The organism is Kribbella sp. NBC_00482 (assembly GCF_036013725.1).
GTDB lineage: Bacteria > Actinomycetota > Actinomycetes > Propionibacteriales > Kribbellaceae > Kribbella.
The window spans coordinates 3,419,814-3,439,217 of the sequence record NZ_CP107881.1; the positions used below are offsets into that span (position 1 = coordinate 3,419,814).

18 protein-coding genes are annotated in these 19,404 nt (G+C 68.1%); 8 read left to right on the forward strand and 10 right to left on the reverse strand.

Translation table 11 applies throughout. From position 1 onward, the window contains the following. Nucleotides 1-16: 16 nt before the first annotated feature. Complete coding sequence (locus OHB24_RS16940; protein ID WP_327639990.1) at nt 17-379, forward strand: cupin domain-containing protein; 363 nt, start codon at nt 17-19, stop codon at nt 377-379. Here the strand turns inward: OHB24_RS16940 and OHB24_RS16945 are convergent, their stop codons facing one another. Further along, entirely contained in the window at nt 380-958 is a 579-nt protein-coding gene (locus OHB24_RS16945) for a TetR/AcrR family transcriptional regulator (protein WP_327639991.1), read from the reverse strand. 114 nt (nt 959-1,072) lie between these two features. On the opposite strand from OHB24_RS16945, the gene OHB24_RS16950 reads away from it, so the two are divergent. Together OHB24_RS16950 and OHB24_RS16955 are read left to right on the forward strand one after the other, a co-directional pair. Continuing rightward, nucleotides 1,073-2,452, forward strand: coding sequence for an MFS transporter (locus OHB24_RS16950; RefSeq protein WP_327639992.1), 1,380 nt, complete (start codon nt 1,073-1,075; stop codon nt 2,450-2,452). After that, nucleotides 2,442-2,918, forward strand: coding sequence for a GNAT family N-acetyltransferase (locus OHB24_RS16955; protein ID WP_327639993.1), 477 nt, complete (start codon nt 2,442-2,444; stop codon nt 2,916-2,918). The genes OHB24_RS16950 and OHB24_RS16955 overlap by 11 nt, the downstream gene beginning before the upstream one ends. Here the strand turns inward: OHB24_RS16955 and OHB24_RS16960 are convergent. After that, nucleotides 2,911-3,726, reverse strand: a complete 816-nt coding sequence (locus tag OHB24_RS16960; protein WP_327639994.1) for an SDR family NAD(P)-dependent oxidoreductase — start codon at nt 3,724-3,726, stop codon at nt 2,911-2,913. The two genes, OHB24_RS16955 and OHB24_RS16960, sit on opposite strands and share 8 nt — an antisense overlap. Beyond that, nucleotides 3,723-5,051 carry an FAD-binding oxidoreductase gene (locus tag OHB24_RS16965; protein WP_327639995.1) on the reverse strand — a complete coding sequence of 443 codons (1,329 nt, stop codon included), beginning with the start codon at nt 5,049-5,051 and terminating at the stop codon, nt 3,723-3,725. Before OHB24_RS16965 ends, OHB24_RS16960 begins: the two co-directional genes overlap by 4 nt. Nucleotides 5,052-5,227: 176 nt before the next feature. Between OHB24_RS16965 and OHB24_RS16970 the strand changes: the two genes are divergently transcribed. After that, nucleotides 5,228-5,887, forward strand: coding sequence for a DUF998 domain-containing protein (locus tag OHB24_RS16970; RefSeq protein WP_327639996.1), 660 nt, complete (start codon nt 5,228-5,230; stop codon nt 5,885-5,887). Here OHB24_RS16970 and OHB24_RS16975 read toward each other — a convergent pair. Then, complete coding sequence (locus tag OHB24_RS16975; RefSeq protein WP_327639997.1) at nt 5,884-7,176, reverse strand: esterase-like activity of phytase family protein; 1,293 nt, start codon at nt 7,174-7,176, stop codon at nt 5,884-5,886. The genes OHB24_RS16970 and OHB24_RS16975 overlap by 4 nt on opposite strands. A gap of 149 nt (nt 7,177-7,325) precedes the next feature. On the opposite strand from OHB24_RS16975, the gene OHB24_RS16980 reads away from it, so the two are divergent. Then, complete coding sequence (locus OHB24_RS16980) at nt 7,326-8,150, forward strand: MBL fold metallo-hydrolase (RefSeq protein ID WP_327639998.1); 825 nt, start codon at nt 7,326-7,328, stop codon at nt 8,148-8,150. A gap of 517 nt (nt 8,151-8,667) precedes the next feature. Here the strand turns inward: OHB24_RS16980 and OHB24_RS16985 are convergent. Together OHB24_RS16985 and OHB24_RS16990 are read right to left on the reverse strand one after the other, a co-directional pair. After that, nucleotides 8,668-9,795, reverse strand: coding sequence for a serine hydrolase domain-containing protein (locus OHB24_RS16985; protein WP_327639999.1), 1,128 nt, complete (start codon nt 9,793-9,795; stop codon nt 8,668-8,670). Between the two features lie 42 nt (nt 9,796-9,837). Then, complete coding sequence (locus OHB24_RS16990; protein WP_327640000.1) at nt 9,838-12,855, reverse strand: PQQ-dependent sugar dehydrogenase; 3,018 nt, start codon at nt 12,853-12,855, stop codon at nt 9,838-9,840. 171 nt (nt 12,856-13,026) lie between these two features. Between OHB24_RS16990 and OHB24_RS16995 the strand changes: the two genes are divergently transcribed. Both OHB24_RS16995 and OHB24_RS17000 read left to right on the forward strand, forming a co-directional pair. Next, nucleotides 13,027-13,926: a GIY-YIG nuclease family protein gene (locus OHB24_RS16995; protein ID WP_327640001.1), complete on the forward strand. Its 900-nt coding sequence runs from the start codon at nt 13,027-13,029 to the stop codon at nt 13,924-13,926. A gap of 19 nt (nt 13,927-13,945) precedes the next feature. Beyond that, nucleotides 13,946-14,560: a SecDF P1 head subdomain-containing protein gene (locus OHB24_RS17000; RefSeq protein WP_327640002.1), complete on the forward strand. Its 615-nt coding sequence runs from the start codon at nt 13,946-13,948 to the stop codon at nt 14,558-14,560. Nucleotides 14,561-14,572: 12 nt separating this feature from the next. Here OHB24_RS17000 and OHB24_RS17005 read toward each other — a convergent pair whose 3' ends face one another. From OHB24_RS17005 to OHB24_RS17015, 3 genes are all read right to left on the reverse strand, one after another. After that, the gene (locus OHB24_RS17005; RefSeq protein ID WP_327640003.1) at nt 14,573-15,313 is read right to left on the reverse strand and encodes a TrmH family RNA methyltransferase; all 741 of its coding nucleotides are present in this window, start codon (nt 15,311-15,313) and stop codon (nt 14,573-14,575) included. A gap of 4 nt (nt 15,314-15,317) precedes the next feature. Beyond that, the gene (locus OHB24_RS17010; RefSeq protein WP_327640004.1) at nt 15,318-15,614 is read right to left on the reverse strand and encodes a DUF4287 domain-containing protein; all 297 of its coding nucleotides are present in this window, start codon (nt 15,612-15,614) and stop codon (nt 15,318-15,320) included. Between the two features lie 70 nt (nt 15,615-15,684). Continuing rightward, complete coding sequence (locus tag OHB24_RS17015) at nt 15,685-17,061, reverse strand: pyridoxal phosphate-dependent decarboxylase family protein (RefSeq protein ID WP_327640005.1); 1,377 nt, start codon at nt 17,059-17,061, stop codon at nt 15,685-15,687. A gap of 35 nt (nt 17,062-17,096) precedes the next feature. Between OHB24_RS17015 and OHB24_RS17020 the strand changes: the two genes are divergently transcribed. Continuing rightward, nucleotides 17,097-18,266, forward strand: a complete 1,170-nt coding sequence (locus OHB24_RS17020) for an MFS transporter (RefSeq protein WP_327640007.1) — start codon at nt 17,097-17,099, stop codon at nt 18,264-18,266. Here the strand turns inward: OHB24_RS17020 and OHB24_RS17025 are convergent. Continuing rightward, the gene (locus tag OHB24_RS17025; RefSeq protein ID WP_327640008.1) at nt 18,196-19,404 is read right to left on the reverse strand and encodes an MFS transporter; all 1,209 of its coding nucleotides are present in this window, start codon (nt 19,402-19,404) and stop codon (nt 18,196-18,198) included. The two genes, OHB24_RS17020 and OHB24_RS17025, sit on opposite strands and share 71 nt — an antisense overlap.

Genomic DNA, 19,404 nt, shown 5'->3' on the forward strand with positions numbered 1-19,404 from the left:
GATCGAGGAGGGTGCCATGACGGAGATCGCGAAATCTGGGGCCGCGGTGATCAGCCGGGCGGACGGGCGGGACGACGGCGAGGAATGGACCGAGAACTACACCGAGCTGCCGGGTGGCGCCGGTGTCTCGCTGATTCTCGAGTCGACCACGCAGGAGGGCGTCGGGCCGCGGCTGCATCTGCATCCGTACGCCGAGACGTTCATCATCCGGCGTGGTTCGGCGACGTTCACCGTGGGCACCGAGGAGATCGTCGGCAAGGCCGGCCAGATCCTGGTCGTCCCGGCCGACACCCCGCACAAGTTTCGCACCGGCCCGGGCGGCTACGAAGCGGTGCACATCCACGCCAACGCAACCTTCGAAACCACCTGGCTGGAGTAGCTACTCCGGCTCAGGGGGAGTGAACGCGGCCAGCAGGGTCGCGGTGATGTACGGCGCTGCTTGGTCGGACGTGATGCGCCCGGCCTGGATCTCGCTCGCGGCGCCGTGCATCACGTTGTGCATGACGCTGACCAGCCACGACGTCGGCAGGTCGGTACGGAACACGTTTTCGGTACGGCCGCGTTCGAGCAGCCGTTCCACCCGCGCCATCGGATCGGCGTGCAGTTCGCGCACCCGTCCGGGCGGCAGCGCGTCCTGAGCCGCGAGCAGCAGCGCCCGGTACTGGTCGACCAGGTGCCAGCTCGACTCGATCAACCGGGTCAGCGCGTCGCGCGGATCGCCGGTCAGATCGACCTGCCCCAGCGTCTTCTCACCGGTCGCGATCGCCTGCACGAAAACGGCGTCGACCAGCTCGGCCCGGGAGGGGAAGTGGCCGTACAGGGTCACTCGCCCGACCCCGGCCGCCTTCGCGATCTCCGACGTACTCACCGCCGGATCACGGCCCAGGCACTCGGCCGCCGCGGTCAGGATCGCCGCGATGTTCCGTTGCGCGTCCGCGCGCCGGGTGGTGACAGCCATCGGACCTCCATGATCTCGAACACCACTGTACGAGTTCCTCTTGTCGAACACCAGTGTACGAGTTACGGTGTCGAACATAACCCGTACACAGCTGTTCAACTTAAGGACGAGATCATGAATCAACCTGACCCCCGGCGGTGGCGACTGCTGGGGCTGCTCGCCGTCGCGCAGTTCATGCTGATCCTCGACGTCACCGTGGTGGCGATCGCGCTGCCGAACATCGAGACCGACCTCCACCTCCAGCGCGAGACGCTGACGTGGGTGGTCAGCGCGTACACGCTGATGTTCGGCGGCCTGATGTTGCTCGGTGGTCGCGCCGCCGACCTGCTCGGCTCCCGCCGCGTCGTACTGACCGGCCTGCTCGTGTTCACGCTGGCCTCGCTCGTCACGGGTCTCGCCAACGGGCCTGAGGTCCTGCTGGGCGGCCGCGTCGCGCAAGGCATCGGCGCCGCGATGCTCTCGCCGGCGGCGCTGTCCGTGGTCACGAAAACGTTTTCCGGCGATGAGCGCAACAAGGCGCTCGGTATCTGGTCCGCGATGGGCGGTGGCGGTTCCGCGATCGGCGTACTGCTCGGTGGTCTGCTCACCGCGGGCCCCGGCTGGCAGTGGGTGTTCTACATCAACCTGCCGATCGGCCTGGTCGTGTTCGCGTTGCTCATCCGGATGCTTCCCGCCGACACGCCGAGCGAGCAGTCGGGGCGTCTCGACGTACCGGGCGCGCTGCTGGTCACGGCCGGCACGGGTACCGCGATCTACGCGCTGATCAACGCCGGCGATCGCGGCTGGCTCTCGCTCGCGACCCTCGGCACACTGGCCGGAGCCCTCGTTCTGTACGGCGTCTTCGCCTGGGTCCAGCGCACCGTACGGTCACCGCTGATGGACCTGCGGATCTTCACCCGCCGGCCCGTCACCGCCGGTATCTTCATGATCCTGGTCGCGACCGCGCTGATGATCTCGATGTTCTTCCTGGGCTCGTTCTACCTGCAGCACTTCAAGCAGTACGGCGCTCTGCGCACCGGGCTGCGGTTCCTGCCGGTGTCGATCGCCGCGATCGTCGGCGCCCAGGTCGCCGGGCATGTCGTCGGCCGGACCGGTGCGCGGCCGATCGCGATCACCGGGTTCCTGATCACCGCGGTGGGCGTGGCTGTCCCCGCTATCTGGGAGGGTGCTGCCATGGTCGTGGTCGGGATGACTGTGGGGACGGTCGGGCTGGGCGCCGCCTTCGTGGCGTCGGCGACCACGACGTTCGCGCAGATCGACTACCGGGAAGCTGGTCTCGCGTCCGGGCTGCTCAGCACGTTCCACGAGTTCGGTGCCTCGCTCGGGGTCGCTGTGGTGTCGAGCATCGCGGCAGCGAGCCTTGCCGGGACGGTGTCGACCGGATTCACCCGCGGATTCACCTTCGCCGCGGTCACTGCCGCGGTGGCGGCCGCCCTCGCGCTGGTCGTCGTACCGGCGTTCAAGCCTTCGACTGGAGAAGCCCATGCCCATTGAGATTCGCCGCGCGGTGGTCGCGGATGCGGAGATCGTACTGACGATGTTGCGCGAGCTGGCCGACTATCAGGACCAGGGCGCCTATGTGACCGCGAGCGTCGAGGACTGGCAAGGGTTCCTCGGGCGCGAGGAGGTGATCGTCCTGATCGCGGAGTCCGGCGGCGAGGCGGCGGGGTATGTTTCCGCGCTGCGACGACCGTACCTGTGGGTCGGCGGGGACCAGTTGGCGTTGGACGACCTCTATGTCCGTGAGCATTTCCGCGACGCCGGCGTCGGACAGAAACTCATGCTGGAGCTGGCCCGGCACGCGCTGCCGGACCGGCTGACGATCGGCTGGGGTCTGCGTCTGGAGAACACAGCCGGCTACCGCTTCTACGAACGTCTCGGCGCCAAACTCGTCACCAAGACCGCGGCCGGCTGGTCCCCAGAAGCGTACGAGGCCCAGCTGACCGACGAGGTCACATAGCTTCGGTTGCCAGGTCCTGCCAGGCTTCCCAGGTCTTCAATCGGTCGGCGTAGACCTGTTGCAGCATTGGGTAGCCCTGGGTTCCGAAGAAGATCCGCAGTGGTGGGTTGGGGATGTCGGCGAGTTCGAGGATCGCGCGGCCGGCCGCGGCGGGATCGCCGAACTCGGCCGACGCGACGTACGCCGACAATGCGTTGCGAAGGTCGTCGTACAGCGGGTTCGGATCGGAGCGGACTCCGCCGGTGACGCCTTCGGTCGCGTAGCCGCCGGGTGCGACGACTGTGACCTTGATGCCGAATCCGGCGACCTCTTGGGCGAGCACTTCGCTCAGTCCTTCGAGGGCCCACTTGGATGCGCAGTAGGCACCGCCCATCGGGAGGCCGGTCAGGCCGGCCACCGAGGAGATCTGGATGATGCGACCGTCGCCCTGCTCGCGCAGGTACGGGACGGCGGCCTGGGCGACCCACAGCGGACCGTAGAAGTTCGTCTCGAACTGGTCGCGCAGTTGGGTCTCGTCGAGTTCCTCGACCGCTCCGGACAGGCCGTATCCCGCGTTGTTGACGATCACGTCCAGGCGGCCGAAGTACGCGTGCGCTTGTTCGACGGCTTCGAAGACGGCCGCCTTGTCGGTGACGTCGAGAGTCAGCGGGAGTACTGCGTCGCCATACGTTGCGGTGAACTCGGTGAGGCTCGTGCGCGCCGTCGCGGCCACCCGGTCCCCGCGGGACAGGGCGGCCTCGACGAAGCTGCGGCCGAGGCCGCGGGACGAGCCGGTGACGAACCAGACCTTGCTCTCTTGTGGGCTCATACCGGCCGCACGTTGTGGTTGCCGGCGAAAACGTTTTCCGGATCGTACTCACGCTTCACTGCCGCGAGCCGCTCGTACGTCTTAGCGGGATAGACCGCGGCGACATCAGTGTCTTCGGCCTCGGACAGGAAGTTCGCGTACGCGCCGTTGACGTGCGGGCTCAGTGTGTTCCACAGCTGTTCCCGCGCCGGACGCGTCGCCTCGATCACCGGCGGCGGACCGACCGTCATGGTGACGAACATCAGCTCCGCCTGGCGATGCGCGTACGCCGTCGCGTCGTCGGCGACCTGTGCCACGGCCCCGCCGACGCTGCGGACGGCGATCACCGGAGAGCCCTGCGAAGTGCCGGCCTCGGCGAGGACCCGCAGTACGTCGGGCACGGAATCCTTGTCGACAAAGGCACTCCGGGTGACGAACTGGATGCCGGGCGGCGGTACGACGCCGTCCACGAGCACCTCGGCGTACGGCGTCAGCGCGACATCGTCGGCGATGACAGTGCCGAGTGCGCGGATCGGGTCGATTGCCTGCGCGGCGAGTTCCGCGTCGTCACCGTCGTACGCGACCTGGATCTCCAGCGGCGCCTCGGGACCGCCCAGGAACGGGTTGGCGAACGCTGCGATCGAGGTCAGCTCGGCGGGCGCGGTGCGCAGGTACTCCGCCCAGCGGGGCAGCACCTCGGCGATCTCGTTCGCCGGGAACACGACCTTGCCGAAGTGGATGTCGGTCGTCGGGTGCGCCGCGAACTCGAACGCGGTCACGATCCCGAAGTTCCCGCCGCCGCCGCGGATCGCCCAGAACAGCTCGTGGTTCTCGTCGGCGGACGCCCGTACGACGTCACCTGCGGCGGTCACGACCTCCGCGGCGACCAGGCTGTCCAGCGCGAGACCGTACTTGCGGACCTTCCACCCGATGCCGCCGGTCAGCGTCAACCCGCCGACCCCGACGCTCTTGGTGTCACCCGACGAGATCGCCAGCCCGTGCGGCGCCAGCGCGGCCGCGACCTGCCCCCAGGTGGTGCCGCCGCCGATCCGGACGACGTGCTTGTCCTTGTCCACCAGCTCGATGCCCGCCAGGTTGACGAGATCGATCACCACCCCGCCGTCGTTCGTCCCGAATCCCGGGAACGCGTGTCCACCGCCGCGCACCGCGAGCGGCAGTCCGCGGCCGGCGGCGTACCCGACAGCCTTCCGGACGTCCTCGACGGTCGTCGGCCTGAGGACGTACGCCGGGCTGCCCCCGACCAGCACGGTCCGGCTCGCGGCGTCGTACCCGGCGTCTTCCGGTCCGACGATCTCTCCAGCGAATCCTTCGACTACTGCGCTCATGACGTTCCTTTGCGTTTGCCCTCATCGAACAAACACCTGACGCCCGGCGAGCGCCCCATGTGACGTGAACAACGCCACATCACAAAACGCAGGGCTATTTCGTCTAGGGGTGTCGATTCCGCGGCGGTCCGGTCGACGCAGGGGTGACGGTTCGCCTCTGTGAAAGGACGTTCGCCATGAGTACTGTCACGCTCCCGGTCGCCCGTGTCTCCACCCGCGCGTTGCTGACCGGTGGAGTTGTCGCCGGCCCGCTGTACGTCGCGGTGTGGCTGAGCCAGGCGTTCACCCGCGACGGTTTCGACATCACCCGCCATCCCGCCAGCCTGCTCTCGAACGGCGGGCCGGGGTGGATCCAGACGACCAACTTCATCGTGAGCGGCCTGCTCTGTATCGGGGCCGCGATCGGTCTCCGCCGGACGATGGCGGTGCGCGGTTCCTCCGGCGTGCGCGGGCGGGTGTGGGGCCCACGGCTGCTGGCGGCGTACGGACTCGGCTTGCTACTCGCTGCCGCGTTTCCGGCGGATCCGGCCGCCGGGTTCCCGGTCGGTACGCCGGCCGACTACGCCGAGATCAGCAGTCGGGGCATGGGCCATTTCGTCGCCGGCACCATCGGGTTCTCCGGTCTGATCGCCGCGTGCTTCGTGTTCGGCGCACACTTCCGCGCGGTCGGCCGCCGTACGTTCGCCCGCTTCTCGGTGGTGACCGGCATCCTGTTCTTCGCCGCGTTCGCGGGGCTCAGCGCCGGCGCCGGGAGCCGGCCCACCATCATCGCCTTCGACCTCGCGGTGATCCTCGGCTGGACCTGGATCACCGCGATCTGCCGCGACAAGCGCTAACGAAGGCGGATCGTCACCAGGGTGGTTTCGATGCCGCTGTCGACCAGGTTGCCGTCGGCATCGAACGCTTCCGGTCCGTCGGTCATTCCGAAGTCGTTGTCGTTGATCACGACGAGGGTGTTGTGCGGCAGCAGCGCAACACCCTCGATCTTCTTCGGTGCGCCCTTGACCGTGTTCAGGTCGAGGAAGAGCGTTTTCGCGAGCGCCGGTACGTCGGTCGATGCCTCGTACGACGGTGTGGTTGCCGCGTCGTCCCACTTGGAGCCGAGAATGTCGGCGGACGGCCCCAGTACGACGCGCTGCAACCGCGCGGCGTTGTCGGTCCGCTCCTCGACCAGCAGCGTTTCGGGGCCTGCAGCAACGATCGACGAGATCTTCAGCTCACTCGTGTCGTCCTCGCCCGGGTCGACCACGCCGACCGGGTCGAACCGGTACACGTACTCCGCCGTCACCTTCCCGGCCCGCGGCGAGAACCTCACGAGTCGCGTATTCAGCGAGGCTTCGCCGACCTTCTTGCTCGGGTTCGACAGCGGGCTCTGCAGCGCGAGCACCAGGTCGCCGCCGGGCAGTTGCGCGAGGCCCTCGAAGCCGCGGTTGATCTTGCGGGTCAGGAAGATCGCCGGCAGCGACTCGATCACCGGGTAGTCGGCGTGGGTGAGGTTCAGGCCCTTCGGGACGTACCGCGCGAGCACCTGGCCTCGGCTCGAGACGTGCACCAGCGAGGGGCTGTACTCGTCGACGAGCCAGAACGTTCCGTCGTACGCCCGGACGATGCCCTCGGTGTCGAGACCGTTCGGGTTGAGGGGGAGACGCGTCGAGGCGTCGTACGTGTAGGGGAGTTCGTCGCGGCTGTCCTGGTTCGAGAGTCCCGTCACCGGCTTGCCGTGGCGGGTCGTGATCGGGATCGCGTCGATCACCTTCAGCTTCTTGCCGGACACCTTCACCTTCACGATCGCCGGGTCGAACCCCGGCACCGGGAACGTCCGGCGGTTCGTGCCGTCGACCTTGATCTGCCCGTTCGGCCCGCGGTCCGTGACGGTCCAGAACTCGCCGCTCTTCCCGGCCGGAAAGATGTCGCTCCCGATCCCACCGAGCTCGACCTTCCGGTCGTCGTCCACCGACCCACGGATCAGCCCGTTGGAGAACTTCCCGAGCGCCACGTCCGGCAACGTCGCCGTACCAACCACCCGCGGCCCGCGCTCATCCGCAGCCGCGACCTGCACCGAACCGACCACCAACGAAGCAGCCCCCACAGCAGAAGCCGCAACCACCCACATACGCCGAGCCATCCCCACTCCCCTCAAACCAGTCCCCGCGACCCTCACCCGCCCAAATGAACACCACCACCCCATCCCATGAACCGTCGGAAAACCTCCCCCGGTGGGAGGGTGGGGTGGTGATCTATCGGTTTTCTGTTGGGCGGTTGGAGTGTGTCGTGGTGAGCGACGGGCAGCCGGGGCCGCCGTTCGAGCCGCGGTTGGGGGAGTTCTTCACGCCTGAGTCCGGCGTACCTGACGACGTACTGCGGGATGCGTGTCAGGGGCGTTCGACGCTGACCTGTGGGTACAACTGTCTCTTCGTGAGTACGCCGGACGGGACGGCGGTGATCGACACGGGGCTGGGGGCGAGCTTCCTCGGGTACGGCGAATACATCGAGCCGCTCGTCGGACAGTTGGACGGCGGCATGACTACTGCCGGACTCTCACGGTCGAACTTGGCTGCGGTCGTGTTCACGCATCTCCACCAGGATCATGCGCGCGGCGCGATCTGGTCGGGGGAGCTGACCTTCCCCGCGGCTACGGCGTTCGTGCATGCGTCGGAGGTCGCGTTCTGGTCCGGCTCCGTCGACCTCCCGTCGGCGCAACCGCACCTCGAGGCGGCTCGGGAAACCATCCGGCTGTTCGGCGAGAAGCTGCAGCCGTTCGAGTACGACGCGGAGATCCTGCCCGGCGTACACACCCTCTCCGCTCCTGGCCACACACCCGGCCACTCCGCCATCCTCCTGCAGTCCCAAGGCGAACGGCTGCTCTGCGTAGGCGACACCTTCTACGATCCGCTCCAACTCACCAACCCAGCCTGGGCCACCCCGTGGGACCTGGACGCGCCCGCCTCCATCACCACCCGCCGCCACCTACTGTCCCGCGCCGCCGACGAACACCTCCTGATCCACGCCTACCACCTCCCGTTCCCCGGCCTCGGCCACATCCGACGCAACGGCCCCACCTACACCTGGCACCCCCTCACCAAACCGACCAACAGCTAGTCCTCCCACCCCAACCACCTGACACCCCACGCCCACACCTGACACCCCACGCCGACCCCCGCGCACGTCCCCCGCACCGCACCCACCGCACCCACCGCACCGCGTGCGCCCACACCTCGCGCGACCACACCTCGCGCGACCGCACCTCGCGCGACCGCACCTCGCGCCGCAGCACCCGCTCCCCCCGCACACACCGCGCGAGCACGCCCCGCCCCAGCGCGCCGCGGCTTCGGTGACACGGGAGGGGGTATCCCCTGCTGTGGTGGGTTCTCTACTGGTATGCGAGGGGAGAACCCACCACGCCAGGGGATATCCATCCGAGTCGGAAGGGGCGCGCCTGCGGTCGAGGCGAACGGCGAACGGCGAGGGGCGGGCTGCGGGGCGAGCGGGTGGGGGAGGCGAGCCGACCGGGGTGTGGTCGGCCGAGCGGCTGTCGCCTGGGGTTGAGGGATGTCGTCGTGGTGGCGGGTTGTTTGGGTGGTGGCGGGTTGTAGGGGGCTAGGGGTGAAATAACCTGCTAGTGGAGGCTGGTGCGGAGGGCTGTGATCAGGTGGGTGGCTCGGGGGTCGCCGTGGCCGAGCATTCGGTTGGTGGTGTAGGCGAAGGCGACGCCGTGCTCGTCGTCGCCGAAGGCGAACTGGCCGCCGGCGCCGTCGTTGCCGAAGCTGCGTGGGCCGAGGGTCGGCCGGAAAGGGGAGTCCAGCAGAAATCCAGACCCCCAGCGAGCACCAGCGTCAAACCCCAGGAACCCCGCGCCGGCAGAGACCTCGCGCACCGCATCGCCCACCGTCTCCGGCGTCAGCAACCGCGGCGAGCCGTCGATCCCGGTGATCGCAGCGGCGTACACCCCGGCCAGACCGCTAGCAGACGCGACCGCGCCCGCCCCAGGTAGTTCCATCGCGAGCAGCTCAGGGTCGTTCCAACCGTGAGGTACGTCGAGGCCGGGGAACTCGAGCGCCCCGTTCATAGTCACGATGCGCATCAACAGATGTTCAGGATCCAGCGCCGGCGGCCGCCCCTCGACCTCCTCCAACCGCGCGAGCGCCGGTAGCTCCGCGGCCGGCAAACCGATCCACGCCCGCAGCCCGAGCGGATCGCCGATGACGGTACGGAAGTACGCCCCGGGCAGTTGCCCCGTGATCCGCCGTACCACTTCACCGAGTACGAATCCGAACACGTGCCCGTGATACTCGTACGCCGTCCCCGGCTCCCACATCGGCGCCTGCTCTTCAAGCGCGGCGATCACCGGTGTCCACGCCGCGATCTCGTCGAACGTCAACGTCTTGTCCAGCACCGGAATCCCCGCCCGATGCCCGAGCACCATCCGACACGTGATCGCGTCCTTGCCCGCAGCAACAAACTCCGGCCAGTACGCACCGATCGGCGCATCCAGGTCGAGCCGCCCTTCCTGCGCCAGCAGGTGTACGACGACACTCACCAGCCCCTTGGCGCACGAGAACACCGGTACGACGGTCTCCCGCGCCCACGGCCTCCCCGGCGCCGCCTCCCCGTCCCAGAGCTCGACCACCTGCCGCCCATCGACGTACACGCTGACCGCGGCACCCAACTCCGGAAACAACGAGAAGTTCTCCGCAAAGGCGTCCGCGACTGCCCCGAACCCCTCGTCCACCCAACCCTGACTCATGGGAACGACGATAGATCCGAGGCAACCGCCCAGACGATCGAATTACGGCAGGACCCACTTCTGGTTGAGGGCGCTGTTGCACGTGTTGAGGATCAGTTTTGTCCCGTTGGCGGTCGAGCCGCCGGTAGCGTCGAGACAGAGTCCCGAGGCGGCGTTGACGAAGGCCCCGTTCGTTTGAGGGATCCATCGTTGGCCGGGGGAGTTGTCGCAGGTCCACAACACCGCGGGGGTGTTGAGAGCGGTGCCGCGCGCGGACAGGCACTTGCCCATCGTGCGCACGGTGCCGTCCACCATGGAGGGTGTCCACTGCTGGTTGACCGCACCCTTGCAGGTGTAGAGCGTGGTCGGCGTACCGTCCGTGGTCGAGGCCTGGTAGACGTCGATGCACTTGCCTCCGATTCCAGTGGCCGGCCCGGTGTCCTGGTACACCCCGAACTCCCAGAACGAGTAGTAGCTCCCGGCAACGGCTCGCTTTGTCGCGACCATCCGGACGTACCGCGCGTAGTTTGGTGTGAACGTGACGATGTCCGTCCCGCCGTCCCCGCTCACGGTCGAAGAAACGGTCTTCCACGTACGCCCGCTCCCGGACACCTGGAGCTGGTACGACTTCGCGTACGCCGTCGACAACCAGTTCATCATCACCCGGTTGACCACCTGGACGGACCCCAGATCAACCTGGAACCACTGCGGATCCGTGCGCGCACTGGACCACGCCGTACTCATCGAACCGTCAACGGCCTTCGACGCCTCACGCCCCGCAAGATAGGTGCTGGAGGCAACAGCGGGCCGACCGCGGGCAATGTTCCGCTTCGGAGCGAAGGCGGCCGTGTACGTCGCCGGTGTCGCCGGGGCAACCAGGTTGTGGTCACGCGCCCCACCGTCGGACCACGACCCGAACCGGTAGAGCTGGTTCGCCACACCCTGCACAGGATCCGTCGCCACCGAAACGCTCGACCCAACGATGGTTGTGACCCCGAGCGGACTCTTGCCGCTCTTGTCGATCACCGTCACCGGCAGTCCGGTCGGTGTGGTCGCGAAGGTCATCCCGACCGTCTTGGGATCGAGCCGCACGCTCTTCGAGTCCGTCAGCCCCTGAGCGTCCCGCGCCGTCAGTTTCAGTTCGAGGTACGACGGATACTCGTGATCCGGCGCCGTGAACGAACCGCTCGCCCCGGTGAACGTCGTGATCGTGTGCGTGTGGCAATCACTTGGACAGTGATGCATGATCAGCGACCACGTCAACGCGGACCCCGGCAACGTGCCCTGCTCCGGGTCGGTCGCCGTACCCGAGAAGTTGATGGTGTCGCCAACCTTCCACTTCGTCGCCGGACCAGGAGACGTGATCGAGGCGGTCGGTGCGGTGTTCGCGACATTGATCTGTGTGGTCGTCGTACTACTCGCCGTACCGTCGGACACCCGCAATCGCGCGGTCACCGTGCCCGTGGTCGTGTACGTGTGCTGTGCCGTCGCAGCCGTCGAGTCGTCGTACACCCCGTCGCCGTCGAGGTCCCACGCGTACGTGAGCGGATCGCCGTCGGCGTCGTCGGACGCGGTCCCGTCGAACGTCACCGTCAACGGCGTCGGCCCGCTCGACGGGTCGGCCTGGATCACCGCGGTCGGCGGATTGTTCGTGCCGTTGTAGACGTAGCGGAGGATCCGGCCGTTGTCGTAGTCGACCGTGAAGAGGTCGCCGCCGGGACCCGTCTGCAGGCGAGTGGTGCCGTACCCGGAGGCGAAGAGCTGGATGTTCGCCGGATTCGGAAGGCCGTCGCTCCCCGGCAGCATCGCCCACACGCAGTTGCGGCTGTAGTCGCTGAAGAACAGCGCGCCGTCGTACGCCGTCGGGTAGTTGCCGCCCTTGTAGAACGTGAGCCCGGAGATGGACGAACTGCCGGTGGAGCACGTCCCGGCGACCTGTTCGCTGTGTTTATAGGAGTAGTACGGCGATGTGACCGCGGACGGGCCTGCCGCGTAGAGGTTCTCGCAGATATTGACGTTCGCGCCGTCGTACCCGGGATGGCGGGCCGAACCTTCGTAGCACGGCCAGCCGAAGTTGGTGACGCCCTTGGCCGGTACGACGACGCGGTTGATCTCTTCCCAGTTCGCGTACCCGACGTCACCGATCCACAGCTCGCTCGTCCCCGGCCGGAACGTGAACCGCATCGGGTTGCGCAGACCGTCCGCGACGATCCGGCGCGCGTTCAGGTCGGCGCTGCTGATCAACGGGTTGTTCGGCGCGGCCTGTCCGGTGTCGGGATCGATGCGGATGATCGAGCCGTCCAGACCGGTCGGATCGCCTGTGGTTCGTAGGTCCTGCGCACGGAGCGCGCCGCCTTCGGCAGTCGGCGGAGTGAGCGTCGCGCCGACCGGAGCAGGCCCGTCGCCGCACGGATTGTCGGGCGTGAGGTCGGACGCGGGGAAGCTGTCCTGCCCGTAGTCGATGTAGTTGAAGCTCCCGCCGTCACCGCCGCCGGCGTACAGGAAACCGTCCGGGCCGAACTCGATCGAGCCGACCGAGTGGCTCGGGTACACCTGGCACCAGTCCTCGACGAGCACCTGCTCGGCGCCGTTCGCGTTGAGCACCGAGAGTCGCGCGCTGGCCTGGCATCCGTCAGCGGTCGGACCGGGCGGCGACGGGCACGGGTCGGCGTCGGTGTCCGGCGTACCCCACTTCGGCGTCGGCCCGCCGATCAGACCGTCGTGCGTGTACAGCACGTAGATCCGTGGATCTGCAGGGAAATCGGGATGCAGCGCCAATCCGAGAAGCCCGCGATCCCAATAGTTGTAGACCTCGGTCCGCAAGTCGGCGTACACGCTGGGCGTCGGATCGTCGAGCGAGTCGAAGACCTTGATCAGGCCGCTCTTCTCGGCGACGAACACCCGGCCGTCCGGTGAGAACGCGACGTTCGTCGGACTGTTCAGCCCGGTGAACGCCACTTGCTCACTGAAACCGGTGGGCGTGACTGCAGCCTGTGCCGGTGTGATCGTGACAAGCGGCAGCAGCAGTACGAAGCACAACGTGGACAGCGCACAGCGCAGCCACAAGGCAGAAATCCTCACAAAGCCCCCCAGGCCAGAAGCCCGGCACCCGTCCCCTCACAACCCCCTGCGGGTACTCGGACCGCGCCAGGATGACCTCCACCACGGACCCGGCGCAACCCCCGACCTACATTCGTTTCAAACTATCCACCGGACGGTCACTCCACCGGTCGAACCAGGCACACTGGGCTGATGATCCGCAGTGTTCGGGAGCTGCCGGCCGGTCCGGGGGTGTACCGCTTCCGTGATGATGCCGGGAAGGTTTTGTATATCGGCCGGGCCCGCAATCTGCGGCGGCGCGTGCAGTCGTACTGGGTGAATCTCGGCGACCGGCCGCACCTGCAGCGGATGGTACGGCGGATCGCCCGGGTGGAAGGTGTTTGGTGCGATTCCGAACACGAAGCGGCATGGCTCGAACGCAATCTGCTCGAACACTCCAAGCCGCGCTGGAACCGGGTCGAGGGCGGCGCGGAGGTCGTCGGCTACATCCGGCTCGTCGACGGATCCAAGCCCGGCTTGCGTTTCGAGCACACGGTCAGCGGTGCCGGTCCGCATTTCGGGCCGTACCTAGGTGGGTTGCGGATCCGGCAGGCGATCTCGGGTGTGCATCGGGTGCTGCCGTTGCAGTACACCGTGGCGGGCGACGGTTCGGCGGAGGAGTTCGGTCGGCTGTTCGGGATCGGGCCGGCGGATCGAGACGCGTTGGCGCGGACAGCGGTCGCCGTACTTCTTAAGGAACCGGCGGCGGTCGAGGCGTTGCGGAGCGAGCTGGTACGACGACGTGACCGGGCTGCGGGTGAGTTGCGGTACGAGTTCGCGGCGAAGGTGCAGGGGGAGATCGAGGCGCTCGAGTGGATCAGTTCTGAGCAGAAGGTTGCGTGGTTGGAGCCGCGGGACGCGGACGTGTACGGGTGGTCGGACGGCGTACTCGTGCGATTCGAGCTGCGAGGCGGGCGGATGTGCACCTGGTCGCAGCGCGCGGTCGGCGAGGCGACGGCGCGGGCTCGGGTCGCGGCGACGCCGGAGTTGTGGAGGCCGTTCGCCCAGCGCAACGCCGAACTCGCCGTGCGCCTGCTCAAGGTGACTTCGTGATTACCTAGCATGTTCTTTCATGACGCAGCCGCAGGGCCCACCACCCTTCCCGCCGTACGCGCCGGTTCCTCCCCAGCGATCGAAAGGTCCGCTGCTCATCGTCGGCGGTCTCGTCCTGCTGCTCGTCGTAGTGATCGTCACCGGCCTCGTCCTGTTCTTGAACCGCGGCGACAGCAAACCGGCTGCGCACGAGTCCACCCCGCCGGCCCGCACCAAACCGTCCGACCCCAAAGCAGTGGAGTTTCGCCGCGTGCTCACCTCGAAGCCCGGCCACTGCGCGACCCCGTCGCCGGCCGGTACGGCGTGTGACGACCAGGGCAACGTCTACACGCTGGGCAAGGTCGAGCTCGACGGCAGCAGCGTGTCCGAGGTGAAGGCCGGCTTCGACCCGGCCAGGGGAACCTCCTGGTACGTGAACCTCAACCTCGACCCGGAGGGCACCAAGCTGTTCGGCCAGCTGACCGCCAGCATCGCCAAGCAGACGCCGCCGGCGAATCTGCTGGCGATCGTCGTCCACGGCGAGGTGGCCGCGGCGCCGGCTGTGCAGTCCGCGATCACCGGCGGCCAGGTCGAGATCTCCGGCGGTTACACCCGCGACACCGCCGAAGCACTCGCCAAGAAGATCACCGGCTAGCTGCGGGTTGCGTCAGCGGTTGGTGACCTCGAAGGCGACCACCGCGGCGGCGACGGCGACGTTCAGCGACTCGACGCCGGAGTGCAGTGGGATCTGCAGGTCGGAGTCGGTGGCGACCGTGATGCCGTTGGTCTCGCCGCCGAGCACGTACACCGCGCGCGGGGCGAGCTCGGTCTTGAACAGCGAGTCCTGCGAACGCGCCGACAGCCCGTACACGTGGTACCCGGCGGTCCGCAGTACGTCGACCGCCGCCTTCGCCGTCGACGTGTTCACGATCGGCGCCTGGAACGCGACGCCGGCCGAGGCCTTGATGACGAGCGGCCCGACGTGCGGCGTACCGGCCCGGGGGAGGATCACACCGTCGAACCCGGCACCGGTCGCGGTCCGCAGAATCATTCCGACGTTTCCGGGATTGGTCACGCCGTCGAGCAGGAAAACGTTGGTCGGCCGTTTTCCGCGGGCCCGCACGAACTCCTCCAGCGGCGTCATCCGGGGGGCGTCCACGTCCGCGACCACGCCCTGGTCGTGCTTACCGTTTCCGGCCAGCCACTTCACCCGGCTGGCGGTCGCCCGCTCGACCGGCGTCCCGTACCGCTCCGCCGCCCGGAGGATCTCCTGCATCGAGTTGCCGGTCGCGTTGTCGGCGAGCACGACCTTCGCCACCGACAGGCTCGGGTCGTGCAGCGCCTCCAGCACGGGCTTGCGCCCGTAGACGGTGATCCACTTGTCGCGGGGCGATTTCTTCGAATCCACCCGCCTACCGTAGCGCCGGGTTCGTTGCCTTACCGTCCAGCCAGAGCATGTTGCTCGGGTCCGAGTGCGTGCCCTTGGTGCCGACGTGCTTGTCGCTGATCTGCGCGCCGTTCTTGATCACCTGTACCAGCGCCATCCCGTGGCCGCGGCCGAGGTCGTAGTCCGCCTTCAGCCAGTCGAGGATCGTGCCGGACTTCACGTCGGTGGCGCCGTACCCGCGCTGATGAGCCTCGTCGACCAGCGCCCGCGGGGTCTTTCCGGTCTTTTCCTCGATCTTGTCCAAGTACGCCTGGAACGACATCGTTTTCCTCCTGAGTTGGTCGTCGTACACCACTGCGTCGGGCGACCACCGCGGAAATCGACACCGACGATCAGGAAACTTTCCGCAACACCGCGAGCACAGTTTCCGCCGAGAGATCGATGTCGGCCGGCCCGGTGGTCCAGTTGGAGACCGAGATGCGCATCGCGGCCCGGCCCTGCCAAGTGGTGCCCGACATCCAGCAGGTGCCCTCGTCCTGGACCCCGGCGACCACACGCCGGGTGACGGCGTCGTCGTCCCCGAAGCGGGCCAGGACCTGGTTGAGGACCACGTCGTTCAGGACCTGCACGTCGTTGGCCGCGAGGATGTCGGCGAACCGCTGCGCCATCGCGTGGCAGCGGTCGACGATCTCGGCGATCCCGGTGCGGCCGAGCGCCCGGATCGCGGCGTACACCGGGATGCCGCGGGCCCGCCGCGAGAACTCCGGGTTGAAGTCGAGGGAGTCGCGTTCGCCGTTCTCGTCCTGGATCAGGTAGGCGGCGCGGATCGACATCGCGGCGCGGTGGGCCTCGGGGTGCGCACACAGGACGAGGCCGGAGTCGTACGGCACGTTGAGCCACTTGTGCGCGTCGGTCGCCCAGGAGTCGGCCAGTTCGATCCCGTCGACCTGCGCTTTGAGTTGCGAGCTGACCGCCGCCCAGAGGCCGAAGGCGCCGTCGACATGAACCCAGGCCTGATGCGCGTGCGCGAGGTCGCAGATCTCGGCTATTGGGTCAGATGCCCCCGTGTTCACGTTCCCGGCCTGCGCACACACGATCTGTGGCACGTCGTCCTCGAGGGCCTCCGCCAGCGCATCGGCGCGCATCCGGCCCTGCTCGTCCACCGCGATCGGCACGATGCAGTTCGTCCCCAGCCCCAGGAACCGCAGCGCCCGGTCGATGGTGTCGTGCCGCTCCGCCCCGGCCAGCACGCGGATCGGGGGCGCGCCGATCAGGCCGTCCCGTTCGACGTCCCACCCGGCTCGCCGCAGTACCTCGTGCCGCGCGGCCGCCAACCCGGTGAAGTTCGCCATCTGCGCACCGGTCACGAAACCCACCGACGTACCGCGCGGCAGCCCGAAGAGCTCGACCAGCCAGCCCGCGGTGATGTCCTCGACCACGGCGGCGGCCGGTGAGGCGGCGTACAGACCCGCATTCTGGTCCCACGTCGTCGTGAGCCAGTCCGCCGCCAGCGACGCCGGCGTGGCGCCGCCGAACACGAACCCGAAGAACCGGCCGCTCCCACTCGGCAGCAGCCCGTCCTCGACCCCCTCCGCGAGCCGCGCGATCACTTCCCGCGGATCCGTCGGCCCGCTCGGCAGCGGCCCGCCGAGCGTCTTGTGAAGCTCTTCAGAGCTCGCTCGCGGCCCAACTCGCCGCTCCGGAAGCCCATCCAGGTACGCCGTCGCCCGCTCGTACGCCTCTGTGAGCGGCCCCTCCCAATCAACCATGCCTCTTTTGTACGCCTAGGGGGTAGCGTGCGCCCATGCAAATCCGGAGCCGGTGGTCGGCGATCGTCGGCTATTCCCTGGTCGGCGCCGCGACCCAGCTGGTCTGGCTGAACTTCGCGGGCGTCACCACCGTCGCCGCCTCCCGGTACGGCGTGTCTGAGAGCGCGATCGGGTGGCTCGCCCAGGTCTTCCCACTGCTGTACGTCGTGCTCGCGATCCCATGCGGCCTCGTCCTGGACCGCTGGTTCCGGGGCGGGCTGCTTGCAGGCGCCGTACTGACTGCTCTGGGCGCCGTGGTGCGGCTGATCGGCGACGACTTCGGCTGGCTGCTCGCGGGTCAGATCCTGGCGTCGATCGCGCAGCCACTGGTCCTGAACGCGGTCACCGGCATCACCGGCCGGTACTTGCAGGAGAAGGACCGTCCGACCGGCATCGCCATCGGCACCGCCAGCATCTTCGCCGGCATGGTCATTGCCTTCCTACTCTCCGCCGTCTTCACGACGTCCTCATCCATCCCCGCCATGCTCACCGTCAGCGCCATCTTCTGTGTCCTGGCGGCAATCGTCCTAGCCATCGCCATCCGCGGCCCCGTCGAGCCCCACGCCAGCCCTGACCGTGGTGCGTTGGCGGCCGCGTGGGGCGACCCGTTGATCCGCCGCCTGTGCGTGCTCGCGATCTTCCCGTTCGGCGTCTTCGTTGCCATGAGCACCTTCGCCCAAGCGCTCCTCGAACCGGCCGGCGTCAGCGGCGGCACCGCAAGCACGATCCTCCTGCTGCAAGTCATCGCCGGCGTCGTCGGCAGCGCGACCATCCCGATCCTCGTCGTACGCCGCCGCGCCGAATCCCGCCTCCTCGTTGTCAGCCTGACCGTCACCGCCGCAGCCTGCGTACTGCTCGCGCTCGCTCCGGGCGCTCTGTCCGGGTTCGTTTCGATCACCGTGATCGGCCTGCTCCTCCTCCCGGCGCTGCCGATCGTGCTCGAACTCGTCGAGCGCCGTACCAGAGAAGCCGAAGGCACCGCGGCCGGCCTGATCTGGATGGCCGGGAACCTCGGAGGCTTGATCGTCGCGGTCGTCGTCGGCCTGCTCGTCGATCACCCGTTGGCGGCGTTCCTCGTAATGGCCGTGATCGCGCTCATCGCCGTACCGGGGGCTCGCGCTCTTCGCCGCCCGATCGCCGAACTCCGATCGCAGTCGCAACCGTAGCGATCAACCCACCGCCTCCCGCGACGACGAACGTCGTACGGGCGTCCGTGTGCTGCAAGAGCAGCCCGCCGCACACGTACGAGATCCCGGCCGCGAGACCGATCGCGCCGTACAGATTGCCGAAGACGCGGCTGCGCAAGTGCGGCGGTACGACGCGTTGCAGGTGGGTGTTGACGCCGACGTCGACGCCCGCGATCCCGAGCCCGCGGATCACCTGCAGCGCGAGCGCCGCCCAGATCGCCCACGCGAGACCGGTGACCAGGTTGCCGACGCTGCTCACGGCGAACCCGAGGAGGATCAGGGCCGGCATCGTCAGGCGACCCGCGTACCGCGCCACGATCGCGAAGCCGACGATCAGTCCGATGCCCACCCCGGCGTACAGCGTCGCCGACTCCGAATCGCTCCCATGCAGCTCGTCCTTCGCGAGGAACACCATCGCGACGTCGTCCACCCCGTTGAACACGACCGTCGCGAAGAACCCGATTCCGATGACGCGGATCTGAGCTGATCTGAGGATGTAGCCCAGCCCGTCACGTGCGTCCTTGAGCACACTGTTGCTGGTCGGTTCGGACGGTGGGATCTTCGGCAGCTTGGCGAGCAGGCTCGCGGAGATGAAGAACGTCACGGCGTCGATCAGCAGGATCCCGCGTACGTCGGTCACCAGGAACAACCCCGCCGCGATGATCGGGCCGACCGCCTCCAGCCCGTTCGTCCCCGCCCCGAGCGCCGAGTTCGCCGCCTCGAGCTGATCGTCCCGCACCAACGCCGGCATCGCACTCCGCGAAGCCGCCAGAAACACCTGCGCCGCGACACTCCTGACCGCCACCATCACCAACAGCACCGTGAGCGGCGGAAGTGTCACGGCCATGACGACCGTCAACGCGCCCTGGATGAGGTCGCAAGCCACCATCACCCGCTTGAGATCGAACCGATCGCCCACCACCCCCGCGAACGCCCCGAACAACCCCGGCACAAAGTCTCCCGCCAACAGGAGCAGAGCCACCGCGATCGCGGCCCCGGTCGACGCCTGCACATAAAGCAGCAACGCGACAAGCCCCAGCGAGTCCCCCAGCACCGACACCGCCCGAGCACCCCAAAGCCCCCGAAACGCTCCCGACCCCCGCAGCACTCCCCACAC

Bases quoted from the DNA above. Each gene is read 5' to 3' on its own strand.
- OHB24_RS16940 (WP_327639990.1), top strand. From the start codon at position 17: ATGACGGAGATCGCGAAATCTGGGGCCGCGGTGATCAGCCGGGCGGAC.
- OHB24_RS16945 (WP_327639991.1), bottom strand. From the start codon at position 958: ATGGCTGTCACCACCCGGCGCGCGGACGCGCAACGGAACATCGCGGCG.
- OHB24_RS16950 (WP_327639992.1), top strand. From the start codon at position 1,073: ATGAATCAACCTGACCCCCGGCGGTGGCGACTGCTGGGGCTGCTCGCC.
- OHB24_RS16955 (WP_327639993.1), top strand. From the start codon at position 2,442: ATGCCCATTGAGATTCGCCGCGCGGTGGTCGCGGATGCGGAGATCGTA.
- OHB24_RS16960 (WP_327639994.1), bottom strand. From the start codon at position 3,726: ATGAGCCCACAAGAGAGCAAGGTCTGGTTCGTCACCGGCTCGTCCCGC.
- OHB24_RS16965 (WP_327639995.1), bottom strand. From the start codon at position 5,051: ATGAGCGCAGTAGTCGAAGGATTCGCTGGAGAGATCGTCGGACCGGAA.
- OHB24_RS16970 (WP_327639996.1), top strand. From the start codon at position 5,228: ATGAGTACTGTCACGCTCCCGGTCGCCCGTGTCTCCACCCGCGCGTTG.
- OHB24_RS16975 (WP_327639997.1), bottom strand. From the start codon at position 7,176: ATGGCTCGGCGTATGTGGGTGGTTGCGGCTTCTGCTGTGGGGGCTGCT.
- OHB24_RS16985 (WP_327639999.1), bottom strand. From the start codon at position 9,795: ATGAGTCAGGGTTGGGTGGACGAGGGGTTCGGGGCAGTCGCGGACGCC.
- OHB24_RS16995 (WP_327640001.1), top strand. From the start codon at position 13,027: ATGATCCGCAGTGTTCGGGAGCTGCCGGCCGGTCCGGGGGTGTACCGC.
- OHB24_RS17000 (WP_327640002.1), top strand. From the start codon at position 13,946: ATGACGCAGCCGCAGGGCCCACCACCCTTCCCGCCGTACGCGCCGGTT.
- OHB24_RS17010 (WP_327640004.1), bottom strand. From the start codon at position 15,614: ATGTCGTTCCAGGCGTACTTGGACAAGATCGAGGAAAAGACCGGAAAG.
- OHB24_RS17015 (WP_327640005.1), bottom strand. From the start codon at position 17,061: ATGGTTGATTGGGAGGGGCCGCTCACAGAGGCGTACGAGCGGGCGACG.
- OHB24_RS17020 (WP_327640007.1), top strand. From the start codon at position 17,097: ATGCAAATCCGGAGCCGGTGGTCGGCGATCGTCGGCTATTCCCTGGTC.